Annotated in this window: 13 protein-coding genes; 6 read left to right on the forward strand and 7 right to left on the reverse strand. The window is 61.4% G+C overall.

Annotation, left to right across the window (positions count from 1 at the left end):
• Positions 1 to 321 precede the first annotated feature (321 nt).
• On the forward strand, positions 322 to 1,905 hold the full coding sequence (locus tag FHX09_RS13440; protein ID WP_184450162.1) for a Na+/H+ antiporter: 1,584 nt from the start codon (positions 322 to 324) through the stop codon (positions 1,903 to 1,905).
• Between the two features lie 116 nt (positions 1,906 to 2,021).
• Here FHX09_RS13440 and FHX09_RS13445 read toward each other — a convergent pair whose 3' ends face one another.
• The 3 genes from FHX09_RS13445 to FHX09_RS13455 form a co-directional block, all read right to left on the reverse strand.
• A complete protein-coding gene (locus tag FHX09_RS13445; protein WP_132589759.1) occupies positions 2,022 to 2,792 on the reverse strand; it encodes an SDR family NAD(P)-dependent oxidoreductase in 771 nt (256 codons plus the stop codon).
• Between the two features lie 227 nt (positions 2,793 to 3,019).
• Positions 3,020 to 3,253, reverse strand: coding sequence for an AbrB/MazE/SpoVT family DNA-binding domain-containing protein (locus FHX09_RS13450; protein WP_007788156.1), 234 nt, complete (start codon positions 3,251 to 3,253; stop codon positions 3,020 to 3,022).
• A 295-nt stretch (positions 3,254 to 3,548) separates the two neighbouring features.
• The gene (locus FHX09_RS13455; RefSeq protein WP_132589757.1) at positions 3,549 to 4,565 is read right to left on the reverse strand and encodes a LacI family DNA-binding transcriptional regulator; all 1,017 of its coding nucleotides are present in this window, start codon (positions 4,563 to 4,565) and stop codon (positions 3,549 to 3,551) included.
• A 181-nt stretch (positions 4,566 to 4,746) separates the two neighbouring features.
• On the opposite strand from FHX09_RS13455, the gene FHX09_RS13460 reads away from it, so the two are divergent.
• The 3 genes from FHX09_RS13460 to FHX09_RS13470 all read left to right on the forward strand — a co-directional run bounded on the left by FHX09_RS13460 (position 4,747) and on the right by FHX09_RS13470 (position 7,053).
• Positions 4,747 to 5,295 (forward strand): gluconokinase, encoded by a 549-nt coding sequence (locus FHX09_RS13460; protein ID WP_132589756.1) that lies wholly within the window; start codon positions 4,747 to 4,749, stop codon positions 5,293 to 5,295.
• A gap of 80 nt (positions 5,296 to 5,375) precedes the next feature.
• A complete protein-coding gene (locus tag FHX09_RS13465) occupies positions 5,376 to 6,731 on the forward strand; it encodes a GntP family permease (protein WP_183719573.1) in 1,356 nt (451 codons plus the stop codon).
• Between the two features lie 79 nt (positions 6,732 to 6,810).
• Complete coding sequence (locus tag FHX09_RS13470; protein ID WP_132589752.1) at positions 6,811 to 7,053, forward strand: hypothetical protein; 243 nt, start codon at positions 6,811 to 6,813, stop codon at positions 7,051 to 7,053.
• A gap of 83 nt (positions 7,054 to 7,136) precedes the next feature.
• On the opposite strand, the gene FHX09_RS13475 is transcribed toward FHX09_RS13470, so the two are convergent.
• Genes FHX09_RS13475 through FHX09_RS13490 form a run of 4 tightly spaced genes read right to left on the reverse strand, consistent with a single transcriptional unit; the run spans position 7,137 to position 12,173 of the window.
• Positions 7,137 to 7,709, reverse strand: a complete 573-nt coding sequence (locus tag FHX09_RS13475; protein WP_184450164.1) for a sarcosine oxidase subunit gamma family protein — start codon at positions 7,707 to 7,709, stop codon at positions 7,137 to 7,139.
• Positions 7,702 to 10,635, reverse strand: coding sequence for a sarcosine oxidase subunit alpha family protein (locus FHX09_RS13480; protein WP_184450165.1), 2,934 nt, complete (start codon positions 10,633 to 10,635; stop codon positions 7,702 to 7,704). The genes FHX09_RS13475 and FHX09_RS13480 overlap by 8 nt, the downstream gene beginning before the upstream one ends.
• On the reverse strand, positions 10,632 to 10,910 hold the full coding sequence (locus FHX09_RS13485; protein ID WP_183719565.1) for a sarcosine oxidase subunit delta: 279 nt from the start codon (positions 10,908 to 10,910) through the stop codon (positions 10,632 to 10,634). Before FHX09_RS13485 ends, FHX09_RS13480 begins: the two co-directional genes overlap by 4 nt.
• Positions 10,911 to 10,922: 12 nt before the next feature.
• Complete coding sequence (locus tag FHX09_RS13490) at positions 10,923 to 12,173, reverse strand: sarcosine oxidase subunit beta family protein (protein ID WP_184450167.1); 1,251 nt, start codon at positions 12,171 to 12,173, stop codon at positions 10,923 to 10,925.
• A gap of 88 nt (positions 12,174 to 12,261) precedes the next feature.
• On the opposite strand from FHX09_RS13490, the gene FHX09_RS13495 reads away from it, so the two are divergent.
• Both FHX09_RS13495 and FHX09_RS13500 read left to right on the forward strand, forming a co-directional pair.
• Positions 12,262 to 13,221, forward strand: coding sequence for a GlxA family transcriptional regulator (locus FHX09_RS13495; RefSeq protein WP_184450169.1), 960 nt, complete (start codon positions 12,262 to 12,264; stop codon positions 13,219 to 13,221).
• Between the two features lie 76 nt (positions 13,222 to 13,297).
• On the forward strand, positions 13,298 to 13,981 hold the full coding sequence (locus FHX09_RS13500; RefSeq protein WP_132589740.1) for a helix-turn-helix domain-containing protein: 684 nt from the start codon (positions 13,298 to 13,300) through the stop codon (positions 13,979 to 13,981).
• The last annotated feature ends 14 nt before the right edge of the window (positions 13,982 to 13,995 follow it).

Raw genomic sequence — 13,995 nt, forward strand, 5'->3', positions numbered from 1 at the left:
TGCGCTTCGCCTCTGATCGCTCTTAAGTCATAGCATCGCAGATACGATTGTCCAAAACCGCCCTTTGCAGGTTGTGCGTCCCAAGACACGGGCACCGGTATGATGTCACGTTAGCGGTTGTTTGTTCAAAGTTAGCCGAACGATCCTGGGAGAATACGGCGGAGACCTGACCAAGACCTCCTTGAGGATTCCGGTCTTCGATCCTCGCTGAAGGCAATGGAGTCTTCAGCAATCTGCGTCCGATCGACGTGCGGTGTTGCGCTTTGATTGGACAAGTCCTTTGATGAGCCCCTCGAGACGGGGACCATGTCGGGGGTAAGCATGGATGGAACTCACTTGTTTGAACTGGTGATCGCAATGTTTCTTGCGATCATCGCTCTCCACTACGCGGCCCACAGACTGGGACTGCCGCCCTCAGTCGCATTGCTTGCTGGCGGGGCGACACTCGCGTTCTTGCCGGGTCTGCCTGCAATCACCGTCAATCCAGAGCTGGTGCTCGTCATCTTCCTCCCGCCGCTTCTGCTCGACGGCGCTTGGTCCATCGCTGTGGAACGACTGCGCCGTCACATGATCGGTATCGCGTCGCTCGCCGTGGGGGCGGTGTTCTTCACCTGCGCCGTCGTGGCCGTGGTGACCCATCTCCTTTTCCCGTCGCTTCCGTGGGCTGCCTGCGCGGCACTTGGCGCGATCGTATCGCCGCCCGACGCCGTTTCCGCCCGCGCCGTGCTGGAGCGCGTAAGGCTGCCCCGTCGGCTCCAGATTCTGCTGGAAGGCGAGAGCCTCCTGAACGATGCGAGCGGCCTGGTGCTTTTCCGTTTTGCGGTTGCCGCCGTCGCGACAGGTACCTTCAGTTCGGTGGCGGCGGTTGGCAACTTCCTCCTGCTGGCGGTTGGTGGTGCGGTCGTCGGCGTCGTTGTCGGTGCCGCATGGGTGAAGTTCGTCCGCCGTCTCGGCGACGAATACCTCATCATTGCGGCCACGACGCTGCTCGCTTGGATTTCCTATCTGCTTGGAGAACTGCTTCACGTTTCAGGCGTCATCGCCACCGTCGCCACCGGCCTGATCGCGACCTGGCACCAGCACACCGTACTTTCGGCAGCGACGCGCATGCGAGGGACGTCGTTCTGGACCGTCATGGTCTTCCTGATGGAGGCTGCGGTCTTCATATTGATCGGCCTGTCCCTGCGGGACGTCGTCGAGCGCGGTGGTGGCTTTGGCACGGTCGTTGCGACAATGGGACTGCCGGCTATTGCGATTCTGGTCACGCTCGTCGTCGCGCGCTTTGCCTGGGTTTTCGGATCCGATCTTGTCATCAAGTTCTGCACTGCCTCGGGGCTGGCCCGAACGCAGCCTCTCGGCGTCGGTGGTGCGACCGTCCTGAGCTGGGCGGGCGTGCGCGGCGTCGTCACGCTCGCCCTTGCCCTCAGCTTGCCGGAGGGATTTCCTAGCCGCGACTTTATCCTGGTAACATCATTCGCCGCGATCTTGGGAACGGTGCTCGTGCAGGGCACGACGCTGGGGCGCGTCATCGCCTGGGCGAAGCTGACCGAACACGACGCGGAAAAGGCACGCCTCACAATGAGTCAGGCCGAAGCCGCAATGGCCCAGGCGCAACTGACGACCATACAAAGTCTGGCATACGACGCCGAAGGAAAACTCATCCATCCTCGACTGCTGGAGCAGTATCAGCGCAGGGCAACGGCGATCGTCGACTACGCCGCACGGACCGAACACTACGTGCCGGTCCTCCATGCCCATTTCGACGTCGTTCTTGAAGCAGTAGCATCCGGACGCCGGGAACTCATCCGCCTTCATCGTGCTGGTGAGATCGATGATGAAACGTTGCAGGAACTTGAACGGGACCTCGACCTCGAGGAACTGAGCGCGATCTCCGCAAAGGCGTGAGACCGTGACCTGAGTTTCTATTTTGCGCTATTTTGCAACAAGTGCTGCCGGAGAGTGGACCAGGATTCCGCCACTCAGGTCAATTGAACCTAATATCAAGGCAATCGGCTTGATATTCAGTCAAATAGCCTGACGCCCGTGAGATCTGCCAGCTTGTCCATAAGCCTGTCCTGATAGGCCGCGTCCGTGACTTCTGCGGCTGGTTGACGCTGGCGGCGGTGATACCAGTAGGCACCGCTTATCTTCGCGGCCTCGTCGTCGCTTGTCGCCAGCCAGGTCTGGGTCTGATAGCCCATCTCTAGATCATCGGGCGCTCCAGGCCCGCCCATCTTCGTGGGCACCCAGCCGGGATCCACAGCATTGCTGAGGACCCCAGGCCAGTACCGCGCAACGGCCGCCGCGATGGTGGCGACATGGAGCTTGCTTTCGCAATAGGCCTGGCTTGCATTCCAAGCGCGCCTTTTCCAGTCGATGTCGTCAATCGACCCACCACCGCTTTGGTGCATGCCGCTGCTTAAATAGACCAGGCGATTGGGTCGATCGATCAAGGCCGTGAGCAGGTATGGTGCCAACGTGTTGACCGCCAGAATCTTCGCATGACCTTCGGGCGTGCCCCCACGACGTCTTTCGGAGTAGATGCCGGCATTGTGGATGACGGCGTCCATCTGCCCGATCTCGTTGACTTGTTCCGCGATGGAACGCGTCTCCACGCCGCTGCTAAGATCGCCGACGACGAGCGCCAAAGCTCTGCGGCGCAGGCCGGCCACGGCCAACGCCCTGTCGTTGGAGCGAGCATGCAACACGACCTCATGCCCGTCGTCCATCAAGGTGCGCGCCGCAGCCAATCCGAGACCGTCGGTGGATCCTGTAATGAAGACACGGCTCATGGTGGTCGCCTGCTAGCTTGTTGTCATGGCAAAGAGATAGGCGGGAGCGCTCGGTGGGCCACCCCTCCAGAGACATGAGCGCGCTTGTCACGCCGTCCCCCTTATCGGACGATCCTCTTGATCCACAGTGTCCCCCCAAGACTTGCGTCTTCGAGTTGCGCTTGGACCAATCGGCCCATGTCGGATCATCGGTTACGACTCGAGAAGAACATTCGTGTCTACGAGTATCATGGTTCGCCACGCGTGAGGGCCATGATCGCGTCAGTATCCAGCCCTTTGCCGGCGTGCCCTCGCAGATTTGCGAAGCGGCTGGGCTGCTGTTTTTTGGCGGCATGGACGAGCACTATGCTTCCATCCGGCGCGCGACGGAAATCAACCTTGCTCCCAGGCACTATGCCCAAGAGGTCGCGTACTGGTTTGGGGATCGTAACCTGCCCCTTGGCTGTAACCGTCGTCGCCATTGTCGAACCATTGTTAGGAATGATTTTTTAAAGGTATTACTTCGCGGCCCGGTTCTCAGGAGAATTGGGCGAAGAGCAGTCCGACAGAACTTAGAGTGCGAGGGCAGGTGAGCCCTTTGGCACCGACCTGGTGCGGCAAGCTCTTCCTGCATCGTCTCGGCGGGCAACTTATGCTGCACCGAGAGAGATTCCACCGCCGTCGCGTCACGCCTTCTTTCAGCCACGCGACCGGCGAATGGGATACTCGCCGGCTCGAACGGCCGGCGCGGCCCTTAGCCTCAATGTCTGGACGGCGCTAACTGCTTTCCCTGATCATCAGTTCGAAACCCAAATCCAGCGCCGGGATCTCGGGCGTTTCGCCATCGAGAAGCTTGAGAAGGCTGGCTGCGGCTTGCTGGCCAATGGTGGCACGGGGCGTGCGAACAGAGGTCAGTCGCGGGACCATTTGGCCCGCCCCCGGTAGATCGTTAAATCCGACCACCGAAATCCGCTCGGGGATTGCCACCCCTTTCCGCAGAGCCTCGAATGACGCTCCGAAGGCAAGATCGTCGTTACAAAAGAAGATCCCGTCTGTGTCGGGATGCGCGGCCAAAAGCTGATTGAAGAGATCGCCGCCAAGTTCCACTGAGGACGGTTCCGGCGTCATGATCTCGATCGCCGGAGAAAGACCAGCCCTGGCAATCGCTTGCTGGTAGCCGTCGCGACGCTGAAGGACGCGCGCATCAAGCTGGGCCCCGACAAAGACCAGCTTTCGCCGTCCGCGCGATAGAAGGTGGTCCGCAACCTTGGCCCCGGCCGCTTCCTGCGAAAAGCCGACACAGACGATGCCCTCTTCCTCCCGCAGTTCCATCATGTATACGCAAGGCACCCCGGCATTTGTCAAAAGCTGTGCTGCGGTTTCGCTACGATTGAAGCCGGTAAGCAGAATGCCGCACGGCTGAAACGAGAGATAGTTCCGAATCAGCTCTTCTTCCTCATCCTGTCGGTAGTGATAGTTGCCGATCAGGACCTCAAATCCGCGTGGGCGCAGCACATCCTGCACCGCCTCCAGGGTCTCGATAAACAGATGGTTCGACAAGGCGGGAACAAGCACAAGGATCGAGTGGCTGCGCGCCGAAGCAAGTGTGCGCGCCGCCGGGTTGGGCACATAGGCGAGCGCCTTGGCGGCGTCGTGCACCCTGATTGCAAGCTGCGGGTCGACCGTTGCAATTGAGCGCAGTGCGCGTGAGGCCGTTATCTGCGACACGCCTGCCCGTGCTGCGACCTGCGCAAGCGTGGGTCGGCCCGTGGCTCGCGACGGGGTGTGTTTCATGAAAGTTTCCTCCAACTTGCCAAATCCTACTACAACGACTAGTAAGACAGCGCTATCTCAAAGTCGTTTTGGCGTCTTTGCGGGAGAAAACAGCGTCGATTTGCGAGTTTTGAATCGGCCAAGGTTCGACCGGCAATCTATTTTCAAAGAAGCGAGATAGCGCTATCTCGAGGAGGATAGAATGGAAAAAATGCCAGCCGTTGTGGTCATGGGCGTTTCGGGCTGCGGCAAAAGCAGCGTCGGCCAGGCCATTTCGGATGCCGTCAACGGCACGATGATCGAAGGCGATGCCTTTCATCCGGAAGAAAATATCAAGAAGATGAGCGCGGGCCACCCGCTCACCGACGAGGACCGGGCTGGCTGGCTGGACAGCCTCGCGACAATCCTGTCGGACGCGGTCAAGAACGGCGAGCGGCCGGTGCTCGCATGCTCGGCGCTGAAGAAAAGCTACCGCGACATTCTGCGCAGCAAGACGCCCGGCCTCGGGTTTGTGTTTCTGGAGCTGACGAGAGAGGTGGCGGGCGAGCGCGTTAGCCATCGGCCGGATCATTTCATGCCCGCAAGCCTTATCGACAGCCAGTTTGCGACCCTCGAGCCACCCCACGGCGAGGCGAACATTTACGCTGTAGACGCGACCTTGCCGATCGCGGAGATCGCGCGCGGGGCGGTTGCATGGTGGGAACACACGTCCCTTGCTGACGGCCAGCCAATGCAGCCGACAGGCGCATAAGCTGCTCGCTCAAAACGGAAATCGGACGGCGGGCCGCACAGGCGCCTGCCTCAACAAGAAGCTTTCATGGAGAAATTTCAATGTTAGGACTGACGCGGGAGACCTATCTTCTGCTGGATGCTGGCGTGACCATTGTTGGCCTCGTGCTTCTCATCACCCGCTTCAAGATACACCCCTTCATCGGGCTCACCATCGCCGCGGGTTTCCTTGGCCTCACGTCCGGCATGCCGACGGAGCTGGTGATGAAGTCCTTTCAGGAGGGCTTCGGTGGGGTTCTCGGATTTGTAGGCATTGTGCTTGGCCTTGGAACCATGCTCGGCAAACTCATGGCTGAATCCGGCGGCGCGGACCAGATTGCCCAGACCCTGATCCGCACTTTCGGCAAGGAACGGGTACATTGGGCGATGATGCTCGCTGCTTTCCTCGTCGGGCTTCCCCTCTTCTTCGAAATCGGCTTCGTGCTTCTCGTACCGCTGGTCTACATCGTCGCGCGCCGGTCGGGCGTGTCGATCGTTAAGATCGGTATACCGCTTCTAGCTGGTCTATCGGTCGTCCATGGCTTGGTGCCACCCCATCCGGGCCCGCTTCTCGCCATCAGCGTCTTCGGCGCGGATATCGGCAAGACGATCTTCTACGGTCTTATCGTCGGCTTACCGACTGCTGCGATTGCAGGGCCGATCTTCGGCGCCTTCATCGCCAAGAGAATCCCGGGTGAAGCGTCGCCGGAGCTAATGGAGCAGTTCGTGCGCGAGGATGTGGATACAGCCAAGCTGCCAAGCTTCTCTGTGACGCTGATTACAATCCTGATGCCTGTGTTCCTGATGCTTCTCAAGGCACTCGCCGATATCTCTCTTCCCGAGCACCACGCCGTGCGCGTCTGGATGGACCTGATCGGCCACCCGATCACCGCACTGCTCGTGGCGCTGCTCATCAGCTTTTATACCTTCGGATCCTATTGCGGCTTCTCGCGCGACACGATCACCAAACTGCTGAACGAGAGCCTTGCGCCGGTGGCCTCCATTGTGCTCATCGTCGGTGCCGGTGGCGGCTTCAAACAGATGCTCGTTGCCAGCGGCGTCGGCGATGTCATCGGAAAAATGGCCGTTCAGGCCGACGTATCGCCAATCCTTCTGGCCTGGCTCGTCGCCGCCGTGATCCGCATTGCGACGGGCTCGGCGACGGTTGCCACGATCACCGGTGCTGGGATCGTCGCTCCGGTCGTGGCGTTGGTGCCGGGCGTTAACCGCGAGCTGCTCGTGCTCGCAACCGGCGCCGGGTCGGTCATACTCTCGCATGTCAACGATGCGGGCTTCTGGCTGGTAAAGCAGTACTTCAACATGACGGTGGGCGAAACCTTCAAGACCTGGAGCGTCATGGAGACGATCATCTCCGTGATCGGTCTCGGCTTCGTGCTGCTGCTGTCGCTCGCCGTGTGAGCGGCGGTTGACCCTGATCGAAGGCGGCGGGTAGAAGGGCCGCCTCGACGCCGTGCTTGCGCACTCCCAAGAGGCAATCATGGAGGAAAAAAAGCCCCGGCGGCGCGCCGGGCAGGACAAGAACCTGCTGCTGGAGGAATGGCGCACGGTGGCTGACCGAAAGGGAAGGTCTGCTGCCAGTGCTGCGGGCTGTCTTGTTGCGGTCGACGCCTGGAATGTGTTGCTGGTGCTGCAGCACGGAAACACACGAGTGGTTGCTACCAATGGCGGCGCACAGCATTGCCGATCAATGCCGTGCCAGGTTGCTTTTCTTTCCTTATGAGACGTATTTGTGCAACAACTGCAATCATGGATTGCAGATGGCGTAAGCATTATTTTGGAACTTGTGAAAGTTGATTTCCAACTTCATCTTCCTTTTTCAACAAGCGTGACGTCGGACTGACCCGTACCCGACCCAGCGATAGCAGCAAGCACCTCGAGCTCCTCGTACAGAGATTGCGCAAAGCTGCGCAGCACCACCAGCTCGAAGTCGCAGGCACCGGTGCGTGCGACCTGCACTGATATGTGGCCGAAGAGCGTCACCGCGGCGTGTCCCTCAGGGAAGGCTGACGGATGAAGATCGACCGCCGTGCCCTTGCTCAGCAATTGGGCGGCAAGCGGGCCAGAGACGCCGATGCGGACGCGGCCATGGCTCTGGTCAGAGACGAAGGCGCTACCGGCAAGAGCGTTGGAGAAATCCTGAATAAGGGCCTTGGACAGCATATCGTTGCCGGCGATGAACCATTGCCGGTATCCGGCCGGGCGCACGGCGCTGTCCTTGATGCCAGCCGCTGAAAGATGGGCCTCGAGGCCTTCGGTCGTTGTCGCTCCCATCACGTGCAGCAGATGGCCCTCGGGCAGGGCCTCGAGCCGGATGCCCGGACCTTGCGAAATGGCTTTGTCGGCAAGGACCGACCTTTTTTCAGGAAGATCAGGCATGGAGCTTCTCATTTTCAGGGTCGATGAAGACCGGGCTGCAGAGCTGCCCTTCGGTGAATTCGCTTCGAAGGCCGTTCCAGATCAAGACTTTCTCGCCGATCCGCTCCGGCCCGTTCTTGACCAGCGCTAGACCGATCGTATGCCCAAGGCTCGGCGAAAAGGCACTCGACGTCACATAGCCCTGATCGCTTTCCAGCGTTGCTGGCGCACCGTCCGCGAGGATATGGGCGCCTGTGCGGAAGCTTGTCGCCGGATCCAGTGGCTTGACGCCGACGAGGCGTGGGCGGTCGGTGGCCTGAAGACCCTCGCGGGCAAGCATCGCCTTGCCGATGAAATCTGCCTTCGTCGCGGAGACCATACGGGCGAAGCCGAGATCACCCGGCGTCACGGTGCCATTGATTTCGGCATGGGTGACATGGCCCTTCTCGATACGCATGACGCCGAGCGCCTCGGCACCATAGGGGCAGATCTCGTACTTCTGCCCCGCCTGCATGATGGCATCGGCGACGGACTCGCCATAGGCAGCGGCTACGCCGAGCTCATAGGCGAGTTCGCCGGAAAACGAGATGCGAAAGAGCCGGCCCTCGAGCTTGCCGCCGAACAGCGTCACCGCGCGTGCGCCCATGAATGGGAAGGTGGCATCGGATATGTCCTCATCGACGATCTCGGAGAGGATCGCCCGGGATTTCGGCCCCGCGACCGCCATCTGCGCCCATTGGTCGGTGGCGGAGGCAAAGTAGACCTCAAGTTCAGGCCAGAGCGTCTGAGCGCAGAATTCGAGGTGGGTCAGCACGCCGGCCGCAAGGGCTGTCGTCGTCGTCATGAAGAAATGTTCTTCGCCGAGACGACTGGTGGTTCCGTCATCATAGATCATGCCGTCTTCACGCAGCATGATGCCGTAGCGCGCCTTGCCAACGGAAAGCTTGGCGAAGCCGTTGCAATAGATGCGGTCGAGGAAGGTCGCCGCGTCCTTGCCGAAAATCTCGATCTTGCCGAGCGTCGAGACATCGCAGATGCCGGCATTCTTGCGGATGTTCAGCACCTCGCGGTCGACGCTCTCGCGCCAGCTCTTTTCACCCTCGCGCGGGAACCAGGAGGAACGATACCAGAGCCCGGTCTCGACGAAGACCGCGCCGTTCTTCTTCGCCCAGTCGTGCAAAGGTGATTTGCGCGCGGGCTGAAAGTGCTTGCCGCGCGATGAACCGGCAAGCGCGCCGAAGGAGACCGGCGTATAGAAGGGCCGGAATGTCGTGGTACCGACTTCGGCGGGCGACACCCCACGGGCCTCGGCGAGAATGCCGATCGCGTTGATATTGGAGAGCTTGCCCTGATCGGTCGCCATGCCGTTCGTCGTATAACGCTTGGCAAGCTCGACATGCCCATAACCCTCACGCACGGCAAGGCCGAGGTCCTTGAGGTGGACATCGTTCTGGTAATCGACGAAAGCCTTGCCCTTGCCACCCTTGACGGACCAGAGCGGCGAGGCGGAAGCCTGCATATCTTCCACCGGCAGGAAGGCAGGCTCGATCTTGGCGAGACCGATGGCCTCCAGCGCCTCTACTGCCTTGCGCGCGCCGTCACCTAGGCACGCATCGGTCGAGGCAAGACCGGCAGCCGAACCCGCGATTAGCAATCCCTCCTGCCGCTCCGGCGCGAGGAAGGCTGCATGCTTGTCGGACCAGGCCGGCCTTGCGCCGCGATGGCAGGCGAGGTGAATGATCGGGCTCCAGCCGCCGGACATGGCAAGCGCATCGGCTTCGACCTGTTGTATTCCTGCGGCCGTCGCAATGCCAACCCGACGCAGCCGCTTGCCGCCTTGCGCATCGATGATGCGGGCACCGGACAACAAGGGGGCTTTGCCGCTCCAAGCGTCGTTTGGCCCAGCGCGGCTGTCGACGATGGCGGCGACTTCGATACCTGCCGCTTCGAGATCGGCTGCCGTTTGGTAGCCGGACCGGTTCGTGGTGAAGACAACGGTCCGCTTGCCCGGTGCGACCGCATGGCGGTTCAGATAGCTGCGCATGGCGCCCGCCATCATGACGCCCGGAATGTCGTTGCCACCGAAGACGAGGGGCCGCTCTTCGGCGCCGGTGGCAAGAATGGCCTGCCTGGCGATGATGCGCCAAAGGCGCTCGACCGGCCGGTGCGCATCCGGCGTTGCGACATGTTTCTGCACACGCTCGACGGCGCCGAAGACGTTGTCGTCATACCAGCCGATGACGGTCGTGCGCGGCAGGCATTGGATGTTAGGCAGGCTTTCGAGTTCGTTCAGAATGTCGCCAAGGGGTGATTGACGATCAGCAAGGAAGCTGCCGCCAAGGGCAAATCCTTCGTCCGCAAGCAATACGCGCGCTCCGGCGCGTCCTGCCGTCAGCGCGGCGGCGAGCCCCGCAGGCCCCGCGCCGATGACGAGCAGGTCGCAATGCGCCCAGCATTTCTCGTAGGAATCGGGGTCCGTCTCATAGGATGCCTTACCGAGGCCGGCGGCCTTGCGGATGAGCGGTTCGTAAACTTTCTCCCAGAAGGCGGCCGGCCACATGAAAGTCTTGTAGTAGAAACCGGCGCCGAGGAAAGGCGAGAGCAGTCCGTTGACGGCGCCGACATCGAAGCTAAGCGAGGGCCAGCGGTTCTGGCTGCGCGCAACCAGCCCCTCATGCAGTTCGATCATCGTGGCGCGGCTGTTGGCCTCCGTCCTGCCTCCGGCTCCGGTGGTCACCAGCGCGTTGGGTTCGGCCGCACCCGCCGTCAGAATGCCGCGCGGCCGGTGGTATTTGAAGCTGCGCCCGACGAGCTGGATCCCGTTGGCAAGCAGGGCGGAGGCGAGCGTATCGCCGGGGTGGCCCGTGAGATCCGCGCCGTCGAAGCTGAAACCGATGCTCTTGAAGCGGTCGATCCGGCCGCCGAAAGAAAGGCGGAAACTGGTCATGCCTGATCTCCGAGCTTGGCAAGGGCTGCGTCGCTGACGCTGTAGACCAGGTGGGTAACCGTATCGCGCTCGACGACCAGCCAGCGGCGGCAACCGGAGGAATGGTGCCAATATTCCTTGTGCCGTCCTTTCGGATTGTCACGCAGATAGACGTAGTCGTACCAGACGTCGGGACCGGCAGTGGGAGCCGGGCGAGCAAGGCTTGCGTCGCCCTTGATGGTAAATTCCTCCCTGGGACGAATGCCACAGTGAGGGCAGGAAATCAGGCTTGCCATGTCGTCATATCCTCAATGCAGGTTCGGCTGGGCGCCGACGCCCTTTTCATCGATCTGGTAACCGCGCTGGAACCGGTCGAGGCGCAGTTCCCGCGCCGTCTCGTGCGGCTCGTTGCGGGCGATCAGATGGGCGTAGCAGTAGCCGGAGGCGGGTGTCGCCTTGAAGCCGCCGTAACACCAGCCGGCGTTCAGATAGAGATTGTCGATATGGGTGCGGTCGATGATCGGCGAGCCGTCCATGCTCATATCCATGACGCCGCCCCATGTGCGCAGGTAGCGCACGCGGGTCAAGGCAGGGATCAGGGCGACGCCGGCCTCGGCGACATGCTCGACGGCCGAAAGATTGCCGCGCTGGGCATAGGAATTATAGCCGTCGATATCGCCGCCGAAGACGAGGCCGCCCTTGTCCGATTGCGAGACATAGAAGTGCCCGGCGCCGAAGGTGACCACGGTATCGATGAACGGCTTCAGCCCTTCGGAGACGAAGGCTTGCAGCACATGGCTTTCGATCGGCAGGCGCAGGCCCACCATGTCGGCGACGACAGTGGAATTGCCGGCGGCCGCCAGCGCCAGCTTGCCGCAGCCGATAAAGCCCTTGTTGGTCTCGACACCGGTTACGCGGCCGTTCTCGCTGCGGATGCCAGTTACCTCACAGCCAGTGATGATGTCGACGCCGCGGCTGTCGGCGCCGCGGGCATAGCCCCAGGCGACCGCATCGTGGCGCACCGTGCCGCCGCGCGGCTGGAGCAGGCCGCCCATGATGGGGAAGCGGGCATTGTCGAAATCAAGGAAGGGGAGTTTCAGGCGTACGGCCGCCCGGTCGAGCAATTCGGCATCGACGCCGTGCAGCCGCATGGCGTTGCCGCGCCGTGTATAGGCATCGCGCTGGGCGTCGGAGTGGAAGAGGTTGAGCACGCCGCGCTGCGAGACCATGGCGTTGTAGTTGAAATCCTGCTCCAGCCCCTCCCAGAGCTTCATCGATAGCTCGTAGAAGGGATTGTTGCCGGGCAGCAGGTAGTTCGAGCGGATGATCGTCGTGTTGCGGCCGATATTGCCGGAACCGAGATAGCCCTTTTCCAGCACGGCGACATTGGTGATGCCGAAGGTCTTGGCGAGATAGTAAGCCGTCGCCAACCCATGACCGCCGCCACCGACGATGACGACGTCATAGTGCGGCTTCGGCGCGGGCTGACGCCACGCCGGAGCCCAGCCGGCATTGCCGCGAAGACCGTTGAGGAAAATGGAGAGAGCGGAATAGCGCATGGATTCGTCCGAGTGGAATTGCGCTCATGATGGCAGAACGCCATTTGCCGACTTGCCTATTCAGGACATATTTCGATAGAAAAGGGACATGTCTTCGATCGATGCGAGAAACGTCCAGCATATCGGCTTCATCCTGATCCCAGAATTTGCGCTGATGTCTTATGCCTCGGCGAGCGAGCCGCTGCGCGCCGCCAATCTGCTGGCCGGACGCGAGATCTATCGATTGTCGACCTTCTCGCCGGATGGTGCGCCGGCATTGTCGTCCGGTGGCGTGCCCGTGCCGGCGGCACCGCTTCCCGGCCGTGGCTCCGGGCTTGCAACGGTCTTCGTTTGTGCCGGCGGCTCGCCGCGCGACTGGCATTATCCGGCTGTGCTGGCCTGTCTGAGGCAGTTGGCGCGTGAGGGGGTGCGTGTCGGCGGCATTTCCGGCGGTCCCTATCTGCTGGCCGCGGCCGGTCTTTTGACAGAGCGCGATTTCACCATCCATTGGGAGCACGCTCCCGCGCTGCTCGAGGCTTTTCCGGCCCTGTCGCCGCGTCAGGCCCGCTTCGTCGTCGACGGCAACCGCATTACCTGCGGCGGCGGGATAGCCCCGCTCGACATGATGCATGTGCTGATCTCCGAACGTATGGGGCCGGATTTCGCCCGCCGCGTCAGCGATTGGTATCTGCACACAGAGGTGGCGGAGCCGACGGCGCCGCAGCGAGGGTCTCTGGCCGAGCGTTACGGCGTCCACCATCCCGGTCTTTTAAGCGTGCTGGAGAAAATGGAGGAGACGATCGAACTGCCGCTCGACCGCACAGCCATGGCGCGAATTGCAGGTGTCACGCCGCGCCATCTAGACCGGCTGTTTGCTGCGCATGTGGGCTCGACGTTCCTCGATCAATATCGCCGCATCAGGCTGCAGCATGCGCGGCGGCTGCTCGAACAAAGCCCGCTTTCGATTTCCGAAATCGCCATCGCGACAGGCTTTTCCAGCGGCGCCCATTTCTCGCGAGCCTATCGCAATCTCTATGGCATCGCTCCAAGTGAAACCCGCCAGGCGTGACTTTCGCCGTAGTTGAGAAAATTTCACTGCGAAGATAGAGTTGTTGCAATAGGGCAATATCGGAAAAGGATCGTGAATGAAGACCAAGCCGAACGAAACGTCGAGCGAGGACCATCCGCATACCGCACGGCCAGCATTCTTGCAGGATCCGCATGCGGTTCGCGAACCGAAGGTAAACAATCTTGAAATGGCGATCGGCCACGAGGTGCGCGCCTATCGCAAGAAGCTCGGCATCACGGTGACGGATCTGGCCGCGGCAACCGGAATTTCGCTTGGCATGCTTTCGAAAATCGAAAACGGCAATATCTCGCCGTCGCTGACAACGCTGCAATCGCTCTCCCGCGCCCTCGGCGTGCCGCTGACGGCGTTCTTTCGTCGCTTCGAGGAGCAGCGCAATGCCGTCTTCGTCAAGGCGGGGCAGGGCGTGGAGCTGGAGCGGCGCGGCACGCGCGCCGGCCATCAATATAATCTGCTCGGCCACATCGACAATAATTCCAGCGGCGTCATCGTCGAGCCCTATCTCATCACGCTTTCGGCCGATTCCGATGTGTTCCCGACCTTCCAGCACGAGGGCATGGAGTTCCTCTACATGCTCGAAGGCGAGGTGGTCTATCGCCATGGCGATCAGCTTTACCCCATGCAGCCCGGCGACAGCCTGTTCTTCGATGCGGACGCACCCCATGGCCCGGAAGTGCTGGTGAAATTGCCGAGCAAATACCTCTCGATCATCAGCTATCCCCAGCGCGGCAAGAACGAATAATTTGCCTCCAGAGA

The sequence above is a fragment of the Rhizobium sp. BK538 genome, from assembly GCF_014197575.1.
Taxonomy (GTDB): domain Bacteria; phylum Pseudomonadota; class Alphaproteobacteria; order Rhizobiales; family Rhizobiaceae; genus Rhizobium.